The sequence below is a fragment of the Polyangium sp. y55x31 genome (assembly GCF_029946505.1).
Lineage (GTDB): Bacteria > Myxococcota_A > Polyangia > Polyangiales > Polyangiaceae > Polyangium.
This window is the reverse complement of record NZ_JARZHG010000051.1, coordinates 24,683-37,541: the sequence shown is the minus strand read 5'-3', so window position 1 is coordinate 37,541 and position 12,859 is coordinate 24,683. Positions and strand designations below refer to the sequence as shown.

Genomic DNA, 12,859 nt, shown 5'->3' with positions numbered 1-12,859 from the left:
CAGCGCGGCGCGCGTGGGGCGCGCGCGTGATCTCCATACGACGAAGGGCGCGGTTTTTCGGGGGATGCTCGAAATGCCTGCGCGGCCCGGGGGGCTGCCATGGGACTCTGCTGCACCGTCGTCTCCGATATCGCCGAGCTCGAGGCAATGCAGGGGGCGTGGGAGGGTCTGCTCGAACGCAGCGATTGCAACGAGCCCACGCTTTCCCCGCTCTGGATTCTCGCCTGGTGGCGCGTGTTCGGCGGGACGGACGGGCGAGGCCTCCGCGCGCTCCGGATCACGGAAGGGGAGCGGCTCGTGGGCCTCTTGCCGCTCGTCGCGCGGCGCGTGTGGCATCGGGGGTTTCCGTTCCGGCGGCTCGAAGCGCTGCCGTCGGGGGAGGACGAGGCGGACGAAATCGTCTCCGAATACATCGGCATCGTGGTCGAGCGGGGCGCGGAGGACGTGGTCGCGGAGGCGGCCGCGCGGGCGCTCGCGGGGGGCCTTCTCGGGGGCTGGGACGAGGTCGTGCTCCCGGCGATGGATGGCAGCAAGCGCGCGCCTTTCGCGCTCGCGGACGCCCTCGGGCGCAGGGACCTGATGGTGACCCTGACGGAGCGCAGCCGGAGCCCGTACGTGACGTTGCCCGGATCGTTCGAGGCGTATCTCGCGGCGTTGCCTTCGTCGCGGCGGTACCTCGTGCGGCGATCGATGCGGGATCTGGAGAGCTTCGGGCGGGGCGAGCTCGTCCTCTCGGTCGCGCGGACGAAGGAGGAGCTCTCGCAGGCCCGCGCGACGCTCGTGTCGCTCCACGAGGCGCGCTGGCAAAAGGACGAGCAGAGCGGGCTGTTTTCCTCGGCGAAATTCACGGCATTTCACGACGCCGTGATGCCCGCGCTCCTCGAACGGGGTGCGCTCGAACTCTCGGTGCTCCGGGCCGGCGGTGAGCCGGTGGCGGCCCTGTACAACGTGGTCTGGAACGACAAGGTGTATTTCTATCAGAGCGGCCGGCGCGCCGATCTGCCGCCGAAGCTCCGCCCGGGGATCGCCGCGCACGCGCTCGCCATTCGAATGGCGATCGACGCGGGCCGGCGTGAATACGATTTTCTGGGAGGGGACGTGCGTTACAAGCTGGATCTCGCGCTCGATTCGCGGCCGCTCGTGGAGATCCGGGCGGCGCGGCGGACGATCCGGGAGGCTTTGCGTGATCACGCCGAGCGCGCCGCGCGCGAGATCGCGCGGCTCCGTGGGCACCCCGTCACGAAGCGGCGCCCGGTGGAGGCGTTCGCCGAAGAAGAACCTTGATTCGAAAAAAGGGAGGGAACAATGCCCGAAGAATCGCTTGTCCCGGCCGTGCTTTGCGGGGATCTCAACATGGTCCGGTGTTTTTCCGGACATGCGCCGGACGAGGCGGGCTTGCCCGGAAGGCGGATTCCGTTCGTCGTGGCCTCGACGCGCGCCGGGGATCCGACGTTCGGATCACGGCACGTGGAGCGGACCGCCGTGATCGCGGATCCCGCGATGAATCCGGATCAGACGGCCGAAGATCTCCGGATCGTGGCCGAGCGGACGGGCGGGCGGCCCGTGCTGTTTTACGGGACGGACGCCATGCTGCTCTGCGTCTCGCGGCATCGGGACATGCTCGCGCGGCATTATCGATTTTTGATGCCGCCGGCCGAGCGCATCGAGGACCTCGTCGACAAGGCGCGCTTCGCCAAGCTCGCGTGGTGCCTCGGCCTGCCCGTGCCCGAGACGGTGACGTCCGAGGAGGCGAAGACGCGCGAGGAGGTGCTCTCGCGCGTGCGTTTGCCTTGCGCGGTCAAGCCCGTGAACCACACGTCGTTCCGCAAATCCGCGGCTGTGCGCGAGGAGGGCGGTTTGCCGCGCAAGGCGCTCTTCGCGTTCACGCCGGAGGAGCTCGACAAGCGGCTCTCGCAGATGCAGCGGTCGGGCACGGCGTTCGTCGTGCAGCGATACGTGCGCGGCGGCGACGATCACATCACGAGCTTTCACGCGTGGATGAATGCGCGCGGCGAGCCGGTCGCGCATCACGTGGGCAAGAAGCTCCGGACGTATCCGTCGGGATCGGGGGAGAGCACGTTCATCGAGATCGTCGAGGATCCCGAGGTGACGCGGGTCGGGCTCGAGGTCGTGCGGGCGCTCGGGCTCGTGGGCGTGGTGAAGCTCGATTTCAAGCGAGACGCCGAGACGGGTGAGCTCTTTTTGCTGGAGGCGAATCCGCGGTTCAACCTGTGGAACCGGCTCGGCGCGGCGTCGGGCGTGAACCTGCCGCTTTTCGCGTATGCCGAGCTCGCGGGGCTTTCGATGCCGAGCCCCGGGCCGGTTCGTCCGGGCTTGCGCTGGGCCTCGGTCGAGGGTGATCTGCGGGCGTTTCTGCTCGATTACGGGCCCTCCGGGGCGGTGTCGCTCCGCGATTTCGTGGCCTCGTACCGCGGGCCGAAGGTGTTCGACGTGTTCGCCTGGGACGACCCCTGGCCGCTCGTGCTGACGCTGGCGAAACGTGTGGGCGAGCGGGCCCTGCGCGGGGTGGGGAAGGCTGGTCGGCCATGAAATACGCGGTCCTCTCGGACGTGCACGCGAACCTCGAAGCGCTGTCCGCGGTGCTCGCGGCGATCGACGTGGAGCGGGTCGATACGATCCTGTGCCTCGGCGACGTCGTGGGATATGGGGCCAATCCGAACGAATGCGCGCGTCTGCTCGCTTCGGCCGGGGCGAAGTGCGTCGTCGGCAATCACGATCGCGCCGCGCTCGGGCTCAGGGACACGGCGAATTTCGGCCGGAAGGCCGAGCAGGCGATGCGATGGACGAAGCGGATGCTCGGCGGGGCGGCGCACGATTGGCTCGCTTCGTTGCCGCTGCTCCGGAAGGCGTCGTCGGAGCTTTTGCTCTTCCACGCGGCGCTGCACCCGGTGCCGAACGACGATCTGCATCTCTCGAGTCTGTCGCGGCTGGAGAAGAGCCTACGCGCGCTCCAGGAGGGCGGGTACGGCGCGCGGATCGGGCTCTTCGGGCACACGCATCACGCGGGGGCCTGGCGCGCGCGAGGCGGCGCGTTCGGGCCGGCGCCGGGCGAGATGGTGAAGCTCGACGACGGGGCGCATTACCTGATCAACCCGGGGAGCGTGGGGCAATCGCGGGACGATGATCCACGCGCGGCGTTTGCGATCCTCGACATGGATCAGGGGGTCGTGTGGTTCCGGCGCGTCGAATACGATACGACGCTCTCGATGGCGAAGGTGGCGGCGCTGGAAGCGAAGCAGCGGGGCGGGATCGCGGCGTGGTTATCCGCTCGATTGCCGCTCGGCCTCTTCGCCGGGCAACGGAGGTAATGTCGCGGGATCGAGGCCGGGCGGGACGATCAGGATCTCGAAGGTCGGCGGATAGACGTCGGTCTTCTCCTCGACGCGCGCCCGGCCGTCGTCCGATTTCACGACGCGGGTCTTCTTGATCTGGTAGCCACGAATGCCCTTTTGCTTCAGGACGACGTGCCCCTCGGTCAAGTACGCGCTCTCCTCGATCTTGCGTTTGTACGGGGAGACGCCGATCGTCGCGCTCGACCACTCGACGTCGGCGGGCGCGCCGCTGCCGCGCATCTCCACCGTGAGAATGCCCTTCTGCGCGACGGCGTGCACGACGACGGGGAACGTGTAGGGGTTCTTGAGCTTGAGGTCGACGTGCGGATATACGACCGTGGCGTCGAGGCCCATCGGGATGTAGCCGCTCGGCCGGGAATGGTTGATCCGCTCGGTGATCTCGAACCCGCCGAGATACGCCGCCGCGTGCAGCGTGCTCGCGACCTGGCAGGTGCCGCCGCCGATGCCCTCGCGCATCTCGCCCTTGAAGATCTCGGGCGCCGTGGTGAAGCCATTTTCCTTCGTGCGGGCGCCGACCTCGGCGTTGAAGCTCTTGATCTCGCCCGGGAGGAGCACGACGCCATCGATGCCGGCCGCGGCGCGCGCGACGTTCTGCGCGCGGTTCGCCTGTCCGCCGAGATACCCGAAGCGGGTCTCGTATTTCGTGATCACGCGGGAGACGTCGATCGACGCGACGACCTCGCTCGACGCGTCGGGCAGGATTTCGAAGGTCGGGACGGGCACGCGGGTCTCGCCGTTCTGCGCGGCTCGCTCGATGGCCGAGGCGGCCGCATAAAGATCGAGGTACTGGCCGGCGACGTGCGGGGTGGGTTTTCCGGTGGCGAAATCGAGGCGCGCGCCGCGGGGCGGGGTGTCGGCTTCGTCCTTGCGTCGCTCCAGCGCGGCGGCGAGGGGCTCGATCGGGAGCGTGACGAAGACGGGGACCGAGACGTCGCCGCGCCGCGCGGAGAGCGCATCGGCGAGGCGCGTGAAGAGGTCCCCTTCGCGGCCCACGGATGAAAGCCGCGCCGCGAGCCGCTCCTCGTCGACGGTCGCGCCGAGCTCGGCGAGCGAGGTCTCGAGGGCGACCTCTTCGCCCATGACGAGCGTGACGCGTCGATCGAGCAAGGCGCGCGCCTGCCGCTCGGCGACCTCGCGCGGCGACCCCGAACCGGCGTCGACGCCGCCGATACGCACGCCCTTCGCGATCGCGTTTTCAGCGGGCAGGAGGGATCGACAAGCGGCGGAGGCCGAGAGCGCCCCGGCGCCGGCGACGAGCATCGCGAGGGCGCCGCGGAGCAGGAAGTTCCGGCGGGGGCGTCGCGTGGTGGACGAGGAGTGCGCGCTTGCGTGTGACATCGGCCCGAGAACGCCTCGGGCCCGAGCTTATCGTTCCAGGCGGCTCGATTTCCAGATCCGCGTGGAAAATCAGAGTCCGATGGCGCCGCGGTAGATCCAGCCGGTCTTGCCGTTGGTCTCGATCTTGAACCAATCGTTGCGGCGGCCGACGATCTTGACCTTCGTCCCGCGCACGAGCCGCACCACGACCTCGCCGTCCTTGGGATCCTTGCGGACGAGCGCCGTATCCCAGCTCACGGTGCCCGTGCCATTGGCCTCTGCCTCGCTCGTGGTGCTGCCGGCGGCGTCTTCGCCCTCGCCCGTGGCCGCGGCCTCGGCCTCCTCGGGCGCCTTTCCGGGCGGGTAGAACGTCAGGCCGTATTGCACCGTGTAATGGCGGTACTTGTTGGGGACGTCTTCGAGCGGGAGGTTCGCGAAGGCGCGCGAGGCGCACTGCACGATGCCGGTGACGGTCGAGGTCGGGATCGTCGTCTTGTCTTTCTTGTTCTTGACGACGTGGACTTCTTTTTTCTCGAAATCGATCTCGAGGCCGAGCGTGAGCTTGCCCGAGAGGCCGACCGCCGAGGGGCATTCGGCGAGGCCCTGGAGCTTGGGGACCGCGACGGGATCGAGCTGGAGGGCCCCGCAATCGGTGACCTTTTTGTTCTTCTTGTCCCAGCAACGGCTGATCTTGCCCGGGCCGACGACCACGGTCTGCTTGTTCGGCGGAGCCGCCGCGGCGGGCTCGGCCGTGGGGGCGGCCGTGGGCGGCGGCGCGGCGGGCGCGGCCTGGGCGGACGCCGTCGGGGGCGCGGTGACCTCGACCTGGGCCTTGAGATCCCCCGGCACGTTGGGGCCGACCTTCACGCCCGCGAGCTTGGGCCAGGCGACGCCCAGTACGAAGCCCACCGCTGCGACGATCCCGACCCGGGACCACGCGGGCCTTTCGTCGGCCGGCGAGGGCCTCTCGATCGTGACGGGGCGCGTTGACTTCGCCATGGGCCGTGCCGTAGCACAAGTTCCCGGGCTCTCAGCAAGTTTTGCGCGAGGCACGGGCCGCGAAACGCCCTCTCCGGGGCCCCCGCTTCCCGCTCGATCCGCGAGGGGTGGGGGGCAGAGGAAGGACTGTGACGTTCGACCTCACCCGCCTTTTCGCCGCATGGCGATACCGAGCCCGAGCAGGGTCACGAGCGCCGCCCAGCCCGCCGTGTCCCGATCCGACGCGCCGACCTCACATCCGGCGCAGCCCCCAGGGCTCGGCGGTTTGGCCGCGCCGGCGTCCGGCGGACGCGACGCGTCGGGGGTCTCGCTGGGCGCGGGGACGTCGGGGGTTTCGCTGGACGCGGGGACGGGCGGGGGCTCTTGGGCGTCCTCCTTCAGGACGGGATAACGCGGCGGATCTCCGCCCGGGATCGCCACATAAGGTGCTGGGACGGCGCTCGCCCGCACGGCTTTGGCGGCGGCGATCCGCTCGGCCTCGCGTTTTCGAGCGTCCTCGTCGGTGCACGTCGCGCGCTTCTCGCACTTGCTCCTTGGGAAGGCCGCGCAATCCGACGGGGTCTTGCACGTGCCGTGGGCGACGGAGTGGAGGACGCGGCGCGTCAGCACCTTTTCGATGCAAAACGAGAGCTCTTTGCAGAGGCCGTGCTCGCATTTTCCGCCGGCTGGCTCGCAGACCTCGTTCAGCGAGCACGAAGCCTCGTCCGGCCCCTTCGATTCCCAGTGCAGGCCGTCGGGGCAAGGCGCGGTGGGAGGCCGCTCGCAATAGGACGTCGTGCGGTAGACCTGCGGCTCGTACCCCGGCGGGCAATCCGCGCGCATCGGCGGAGCGCAATAGGGCCCGCTGTGGCCGATCTCCTTGTGGGTGCCCTTCGGGCAGTCGATCTGCACGTTGGGCACGACGTCGGCCGAGGCCGCGGTGGTGAACGCGACGGCGCCGAATCCGAGGGCAAACCTGATTGCAAGGCGCATGAGCACGCGTCGAGCCAAAGAGGGATGTCGTCTCAGGGCCGGCCGGAGCCCTCCGCGTCGGGTGGCGGTGCTCCGGTCTCGTAGCGCCGATTGCGGTGCCGGATGTCCTTGCCGGTGACCAGGAAAACCACGGTCTCGGCAATGTTCATCGCGTGATCGCCGATACGTTCGAGGTACTTCGCGATCGATTGGATACGCGTGGCCCGGTAAATCGTGGTCGGGTCCGACGTCATGAGCTCGAGCAGGCGCTTCCAGATCTCGCCGTAGTGCTCGTCGATGGCCTCGTCCCGCGTGAGCAGCTCCGTGGCGCGGTCGACGTCACGCTCGACGAGCGCGTCGAGCGCCTCGTGCACCACGAGCGTCGCTTCGTCGGCGAGGGCCACGAGGTCGAACGTGGCGCCGAGCGGCGGCTCCTCGTTGAGCTCCGCCACGCGGTCGCAGATGTTCACGCCGAGGTCGCCGATACGTTCGAGGTCGGTGACGATCTTCAGGGCCTTCGTGACGAAGCGCAGGTCCGAGGCGACGGGCTGGCGCATGGCGAGGATGCGCATGCAGAGGTCGTCGATCTCGCACTCCAGCCGGTTGATGCGCCGGTCCATCTTCATGGTCGAGCGCGCGAGGGCCGTGTCCCGCGTGGCGAGGGCCTGCATCGCCTTGCCGATCATCTCCTCGACGAGGCTGCCCATGAGGAGCAGCCGATCGCGCAGCGTGCGCAGCTCGTTCTCGTAGACGCGGCTCGTGTGCTGACCCTGGGGCATCGACCTCGAAAAATCCTTTCAGCTCAACCGAACTTCCCTGTGACGTAGTCCTCGGTTCGTTTCTCCCTCGGGTTCGTGAAGATCCGATCCGTGCGATCGAACTCTACCAGATCTCCCTCGTGGATGAAGGCCGTGTAGTCGCTGACGCGCGCGGCCTGCTGCATGTTGTGCGTGACGATGACCACGGCGACGTGCTCGCGCAATTCGTGGATGAGGTCCTCGATGCGGCTCGTCGCCACGGGGTCGAGCGCGCTCGTCGGCTCGTCCATGAGCAGGACCTCGGGTCCGAGCGCGAGCGCGCGCGCGATGCAGAGGCGCTGCTGCTGGCCACGCGAGAGGCTCGTGCCGGGGCGGGCGAGGTCGTCCGCGACCTCGTCCCAGAGCGCAGCCTGGCGAAGGGAGCGCTCGACGAGCTCGTCGGGGCGCTCGGCGAGAAGGCCGTTCAAGCGGAGGCCGGCGAGGACGTTGTCCCGCACGGACATGTGCGGGAACGGGTTCGGCTTCTTGAAGATCATGCCGACCCGGCGGCGGACCTCCGCGGGGCTCGTGCCGGGGGCGTAGATGTCGACGCCGTCGAGCAGCACGCGGCCCTCGACGCGGTTGCCCGGCGTGATCTCGTGCATGCGGTTCAAGCACCGGAGGAGCGGTGACTTGCCGCAGCCGGAGGGGCCCATCAGCGCCGTGACGCGCTTGTCCGCGATGCGCAGCGTGATGCCGCGGATCACCTCCTCGCTGCCAGACCACGCGCGTAAATCCTCGGCTTTCATCTTCACCGGGGGCTCGCTGTCGTGCGGGTGGTCGGAGGTCATACGGGTTTGTCCGTCGTTTCGCGGGCGTCAGGCCGCGCCGAGAAGTCTCCAGGGTAGCGCCGAGAGCGCGAGCGCGCCGATCCACGCGAGCGGCGCCGTCTCGACGGCCGCGCGGGCGAGCGAGCGGAGGGCGGCGCGCAAGATCCCGGGCATCGCGGCGGGGAGCACGACCTCGCCGAGCGTGCGCAGCCGATCGGCGCCGAGCGCGAGGCAGGCTTCCCGGAGCGACGCGGGCACCGCGCGGAGCGCCTCGCGGAAGGCCGTGGTCATCCGCGGCAAGAGGAGGAGCGCGAGCATCGCGGCGCCCGCGATCGTGCTCTCGCCCTGGCCGAGCACACGCACGAAGATCGCCAAGCCGAGCAGGCCGTAGACGATCGGCGGGGCTGCGGCGAGCTTGCGGGCGATCCGCTCGACGCGCGACATGAGCCGGCCACGAGGCGCGTACTCTTCGAGCCACACCGCGGCGCCGACCGAGGCGAGCACGGCCATCCCGAGGGCCAGGGCAACGAGGCCGAGGGCGCCCTCGATCGTGGCGGCGAGCGACGCGCGCGCGAGGTGGTTCGAGGCTTCGAGGACCCAGACGTCCCACCCGCCTTGCGGGGCATGGCCGGTGACGATCACGAGGATCATCACCTCACCGAGCGCCCGCGCGACGGCGAGCAAGAGCGCCGTGCCGATCCCGCCGAGCGCGGCCTTGAGGACGATGCGGTAGACCGTCGCGAGCTTGCCCGCGCCGAGCGCATACGCGCCCTCGCGCAGGTTGTGCGGGACGGCGGAGATCGCGCGCGCGCTCTGCGACGCGAAGTACGGCAGGATCATCACGCCGAGGGCGACGCCCGAGAGGAGCACGTGGTGCTCGGCGAGCGCCGGCCCGAGCAGGGTGATCGCGAGGTAGCCGAGGACGACCGTGGGCAGGCTCGCGAGCACGTCGAGCCCGAGCTCGAGGAGACGGCGCGCGCGTGGTCCGGCGAACTCGCTCAGGTAGACCGCGGCGACGAGGCCGAGCGGGAGCGCGACGAGGACGGCGACGAGCGTCGCGAGGACGGTGCCGACGAGGAGCGACGTGAGGCTGCCAGTGCCAGCCGCGGACGTGCCGAGGTTCTGGACGAACCCGAGGGCCTCGAAGGCGAGCAGGCCGGCGATCGCGAGCGTGGCGAGGACGCTGGAGAGCGCGCAGAGGAAGAAGAGCTTCGGGACGACAGCGTCCGCGAGCGAACGCGTGACGCGGGTGCCCACATGGCCGTCGTACCCGTGCTGTGTGACAGGACCGTGACAGAGGGGTGGAGCGGCGAAAAAAAGGCGTCTGCGGGAGTGGGAGCGGTTTTTTCGGGCTCGGACGCGAGAGGAGGGTCGCGTCGGAGCGAGAGGTGGTTCGCGTCCACGCGAGAGGTGGTTTGCGTCCACGCGAGAGGTGGTTTGCGTCGGAGCGAACGCCGAGGGCTCGGACGCGGGAGGGATTCGCGTCCACGCGAGAGAGGGTTCGCGTTCGAGCGAACGCCGAGGGCTCGGACGCGGGAGGGATTCGCGTCCACGCGAGAGGTGGTTCGCGTCGGAGCGAGCGCCGAGGGCTAGGACGCGAAAGGGATTCGCGTCCACGCGAGAGGTGGTTCGCGTCTACGCGAGAGGTGATTCGCGTCCACGCGGGAGGGATTCGCGTCGGAGCGAACGCCGAGGGCGAGGGAGCGGGAGGGGAGCGTGTTCGAGCGAACGCCGAAGGCTCGGACGCGAAGGGGATTTGCGTCCACGCGAGAGGTGGTTCGCGTTCACGTGAATGCCGAGGCCGAGGACGCGTACGCGACCGGCGGCTTTCCGGTTGTCAATGCCGGCCGAACGTCGCTGGATCGTCCGGTCATGGCCCGAATGGCCGCCCCGCTGATGGGGGTGAGGGTCGGTCCATTCCGGGGCGCAGGAAAAGGCAATGCAGAAGGCAATGCTGGGGTATGTCGCCCTGCTCGTCGTCCTGTCGTTCGTTTTGTCTGGATGCGCGTCCTCGCGCGACACGATGAGCCCGATCTTCGCGGCGCCGAACGTCGTCCGCGTCTGCGTACGCCCGCCGAATGTGCCCAAAAATGCGCGGTCCTGGGCGCTCACCGTCGACGGGACGCCCCTGACGGAGAGATGGGCAGAGGACGCGGCGAGACGTAATGGTCTCCCCGTCTACGTATTCGACTTGGACGCTCCTCCCGAGAGCGCGAAGCTCCTGCCGATTCCGTACAATCGGCTCGCGTGCCCGGCGAGGATCTTGCCGCCGCCGCAGCCCCGCGTCGTCGTCGCGGCGAAGGTCGCGGGCAAGAAGTAAGGAGGAGCGCCAGAAGGCCGAGCGGCGGAAGCCGCTGCCGCGACCGATCGTGAGGCCGCCGGAGTCGGGGGCGGTGCGCGGCGTATCGGGAGCGGAAGCGGAAGCGGGAGCGGGAGCGGGAGCGGAGGCGGTTCCGGGGGAGGGAGCTTGGCTCCCGCATGCGGCGAGGAGGGCAAGGAATGGGGCGGCGACAAGGGCGGTGAAGCGCATGCGCCGAGGCTATGGCAGCCGTCCGGGCCGCGCAGGCTGCGGTCTCCACCGCGGGGGCTTACCGGCCGAGCTTGTCGTGGGCTTCCGATTCGCAGCGATCGAGGCAGGCGTGATTGATCTCGACGCAACGATTCTCGCACGCGTTGTCGTGGCGACAGCGGTTCTGGCAGTACAGCCCTTCACGCTTGCAGTTCGCCGCGCACTGCTCCATGTCGCGCACGACGTGCTGCTCTTGCTTCTGGCGCTCGATGCGCGCGTTGTCCGCTTCGACCTGGGCACCCAGGCGGCGCGCATTCTCGTCCTGATACCAGGTGACCAGCTCGGGGCTCATCCACGCCATCTCGCCCTCGGGCGACAGCGCGTTCATGTTCTTCCGGCACATCGCGATCATCGCGAGCTTGTCGTCGTCGTTGTGCAACACCGGGACTGTCTTCGCGCACACCGGGCCGACGAGGTCCGGCCGGTTCTGCTGACCGTACGCTTCGACCAGCGCCTTGCCCGCGATCTCGTTGGGTCCCATCTCGAACGACCGGTTGTACTCGGCGTAGGCGTCCTGCCGCTTGCCGGAGTCGAGGAGCATCGTCGCGCGCCACGCGACGAGCGTCGGCGCGTCGACCCCGGCCGTCGGAATCGGCCACGCCGAGCCGAGCCTCGCGCTCGCGGCGTCGTGCGTGCTCATCGTGATCGGGGCGGCGGTGGCGACGCTGGGGGACGGCGGGCGGCGGGAGACCGACGCTAGAAGCCGGCGTGCAAGAATCTTCGAGCATCGCCTGACGGTTCGGCCGAGGGCTTCGTTTCGGCCATCAGGAGCGCACGGCGCTGCTGATCGACGGAGAGAAGCTGGATGAGTCGACATGTTTGGATGGTCGCAGGGATGATCGTTCTCACCGCTTGTGGTGGAACGGTCGAGGAGAACCCCTCGAGCTCGGCACAGGGAAGCGGAGGACAGGGCGGCACCGGCGGCGTGGGCGGCACGGGCGGCATGGACGCCACGGGCGGCACCGGCGGCGTGGGCGGCACGGGCGGCGAGGGGGGCGCGGGCGCTGCGGGTGGACAGGGCGGGAGCGGCGGGCAGGGGGGCGATGCATGCGAGCCTGGCCACGCCGATTGCGACGGGAATGCGGCGAATGGCTGCGAGGTCGACACGCAGGTCGATCCTGCCCACTGCGGGGCCTGCGGGGCGGCATGCACCGCCACGAACGGGACGCCTGGATGCAGCGCCGGGAGCTGCGTGATCGCTGCGTGTGATCCGGGCCGTTCCGATTGCGACGACGACCCCTCGAACGGCTGCGAGGTCGCGGGCTCGTGCATGGCCTTCCCGATCGCCAGCGGGCTCGGCAGGATCACGAACCTCGCGGTCGACGACACGTACGTTTACGTGCTCGGACACTACGACAACGACAGGATCACGAGGATCCAGAAGACGCCGCCGTACACGGCGACCACGCTCTACACGGCGTCCTCGTTCATGGTCGACATCCACGTGGTGGGCAGCGATCTCTACTGGACCGACTACAGCGCCGGCACGTTGAGCAAGGCGCCCCTCGCCGGCGGCGGCCCCATTCAGACCGTGGCGAGCGGGTTCACCAGCATCGGCGCAGTGCTGATCGAACCGACGCGTCACGTGTGGACCATCTACGCCGGGACGGGCGGTTTGAACTGGACCCCGATCGGCGGCGGCGCCACGACGACGCTCGGGACCATCCCGGGCAACTACAGCGGCGGCGTCCTCATGCTCCCGGGGGGCGATTACCTGATCACGAGCCAGTCGTCGCAGTACCTCTTCCGCATCCCGAGCGGCGGCGGAGCGGCGACCCAGGAGTACGACCTCGGCCCTGGCCGCGTCTCCACGCAGCTCGCGGAGGACACGAGCGCATTCTATACGGCGACGTACGGGTCCGAGGTGTTGCGTGTCGACAAGACCACCAAGGCCGTCACCGTGGTGGCGTCGGGTCAACCGCAGCCGGTGGGTGTCGCGGTCGACGCGAAACACGTCTACTGGGGCAATTACTTCGGCGGCGACGTCTGGGCCGTCCACAAGTAGGCGGCCGGCGACGCTGGGGGGAAGACGGGCGGCCGGACGACAGGATTGACCACCGCGCGAGGAGCCGCCACCTTAGC

General features: G+C 69.4%; 12 protein-coding genes. 5 read left to right on the top strand and 7 right to left on the bottom strand.

The window, feature by feature from the left end:
• Positions 1 to 99: 99 nt before the first annotated feature.
• From QHF84_RS45395 to QHF84_RS45385, 3 genes are read left to right on the top strand one after another with little or no spacing between them, the layout of a single operon-like run.
• On the top strand, positions 100 to 1,284 hold the full coding sequence (locus tag QHF84_RS45395) for a GNAT family N-acetyltransferase (RefSeq protein WP_281319866.1): 1,185 nt from the start codon (positions 100 to 102) through the stop codon (positions 1,282 to 1,284).
• Positions 1,285 to 1,305: 21 nt separating this feature from the next.
• Entirely contained in the window at positions 1,306 to 2,550 is a 1,245-nt protein-coding gene (locus QHF84_RS45390) for an ATP-grasp domain-containing protein (protein ID WP_281319865.1), read from the top strand.
• Entirely contained in the window at positions 2,547 to 3,329 is a 783-nt protein-coding gene (locus tag QHF84_RS45385) for a metallophosphoesterase family protein (RefSeq protein ID WP_281319864.1), read from the top strand. The genes QHF84_RS45390 and QHF84_RS45385 overlap by 4 nt, the downstream gene beginning before the upstream one ends.
• Here the strand turns inward: QHF84_RS45385 and QHF84_RS45380 are convergent.
• The 6 genes from QHF84_RS45380 to QHF84_RS45355 form a co-directional block, all read right to left on the bottom strand.
• The gene (locus tag QHF84_RS45380; protein ID WP_281319863.1) at positions 3,282 to 4,712 is read right to left on the bottom strand and encodes a VanW family protein; all 1,431 of its coding nucleotides are present in this window, start codon (positions 4,710 to 4,712) and stop codon (positions 3,282 to 3,284) included. The genes QHF84_RS45385 and QHF84_RS45380 overlap by 48 nt on opposite strands.
• A gap of 69 nt (positions 4,713 to 4,781) precedes the next feature.
• On the bottom strand, positions 4,782 to 5,690 hold the full coding sequence (locus QHF84_RS45375; RefSeq protein WP_281319862.1) for an SH3 domain-containing protein: 909 nt from the start codon (positions 5,688 to 5,690) through the stop codon (positions 4,782 to 4,784).
• 141 nt (positions 5,691 to 5,831) lie between these two features.
• The gene (locus tag QHF84_RS45370; RefSeq protein ID WP_281319861.1) at positions 5,832 to 6,662 is read right to left on the bottom strand and encodes an MYXO-CTERM sorting domain-containing protein; all 831 of its coding nucleotides are present in this window, start codon (positions 6,660 to 6,662) and stop codon (positions 5,832 to 5,834) included.
• A gap of 32 nt (positions 6,663 to 6,694) precedes the next feature.
• Positions 6,695 to 7,420, bottom strand: coding sequence for a phosphate signaling complex protein PhoU (gene phoU, locus QHF84_RS45365; protein ID WP_281319860.1), 726 nt, complete (start codon positions 7,418 to 7,420; stop codon positions 6,695 to 6,697).
• A 23-nt stretch (positions 7,421 to 7,443) separates the two neighbouring features.
• Positions 7,444 to 8,187 carry a phosphate ABC transporter ATP-binding protein gene (locus QHF84_RS45360; protein WP_348652939.1) on the bottom strand — a complete coding sequence of 248 codons (744 nt, stop codon included), beginning with the start codon at positions 8,185 to 8,187 and terminating at the stop codon, positions 7,444 to 7,446.
• Between the two features lie 69 nt (positions 8,188 to 8,256).
• On the bottom strand, positions 8,257 to 9,465 hold the full coding sequence (locus QHF84_RS45355) for an ABC transporter permease subunit (protein ID WP_281319858.1): 1,209 nt from the start codon (positions 9,463 to 9,465) through the stop codon (positions 8,257 to 8,259).
• Positions 9,466 to 10,147: 682 nt separating this feature from the next.
• On the opposite strand from QHF84_RS45355, the gene QHF84_RS45350 reads away from it, so the two are divergent.
• Entirely contained in the window at positions 10,148 to 10,528 is a 381-nt protein-coding gene (locus QHF84_RS45350; RefSeq protein ID WP_281319857.1) for a hypothetical protein, read from the top strand.
• Between the two features lie 268 nt (positions 10,529 to 10,796).
• Here QHF84_RS45350 and QHF84_RS45345 read toward each other — a convergent pair whose 3' ends face one another.
• Positions 10,797 to 11,417 carry a hypothetical protein gene (locus QHF84_RS45345; protein ID WP_281319856.1) on the bottom strand — a complete coding sequence of 207 codons (621 nt, stop codon included), beginning with the start codon at positions 11,415 to 11,417 and terminating at the stop codon, positions 10,797 to 10,799.
• A gap of 165 nt (positions 11,418 to 11,582) precedes the next feature.
• Here QHF84_RS45345 and QHF84_RS45340 point away from each other — a divergent pair, with 165 nt between their 5' ends.
• Complete coding sequence (locus QHF84_RS45340; RefSeq protein ID WP_281319855.1) at positions 11,583 to 12,782, top strand: hypothetical protein; 1,200 nt, start codon at positions 11,583 to 11,585, stop codon at positions 12,780 to 12,782.
• The last annotated feature ends 77 nt before the right edge of the window (positions 12,783 to 12,859 follow it).

Bases quoted from the DNA above. Each gene is read 5' to 3' on its own strand.
- QHF84_RS45375 (WP_281319862.1), bottom strand. From the start codon at position 5,690: ATGGCGAAGTCAACGCGCCCCGTCACGATCGAGAGGCCCTCGCCGGCC.
- QHF84_RS45345 (WP_281319856.1), bottom strand. From the start codon at position 11,417: ATGAGCACGCACGACGCCGCGAGCGCGAGGCTCGGCTCGGCGTGGCCG.
- QHF84_RS45385 (WP_281319864.1), top strand. From the start codon at position 2,547: ATGAAATACGCGGTCCTCTCGGACGTGCACGCGAACCTCGAAGCGCTG.
- QHF84_RS45395 (WP_281319866.1), top strand. From the start codon at position 100: ATGGGACTCTGCTGCACCGTCGTCTCCGATATCGCCGAGCTCGAGGCA.
- phoU (WP_281319860.1), bottom strand. From the start codon at position 7,420: ATGCCCCAGGGTCAGCACACGAGCCGCGTCTACGAGAACGAGCTGCGC.
- QHF84_RS45380 (WP_281319863.1), bottom strand. From the start codon at position 4,712: ATGTCACACGCAAGCGCGCACTCCTCGTCCACCACGCGACGCCCCCGC.
- QHF84_RS45340 (WP_281319855.1), top strand. From the start codon at position 11,583: ATGAGTCGACATGTTTGGATGGTCGCAGGGATGATCGTTCTCACCGCT.
- QHF84_RS45360 (WP_348652939.1), bottom strand. From the start codon at position 8,187: ATGAAAGCCGAGGATTTACGCGCGTGGTCTGGCAGCGAGGAGGTGATC.
- QHF84_RS45390 (WP_281319865.1), top strand. From the start codon at position 1,306: ATGCCCGAAGAATCGCTTGTCCCGGCCGTGCTTTGCGGGGATCTCAAC.
- QHF84_RS45350 (WP_281319857.1), top strand. From the start codon at position 10,148: ATGCAGAAGGCAATGCTGGGGTATGTCGCCCTGCTCGTCGTCCTGTCG.
- QHF84_RS45370 (WP_281319861.1), bottom strand. From the start codon at position 6,662: ATGCGCCTTGCAATCAGGTTTGCCCTCGGATTCGGCGCCGTCGCGTTC.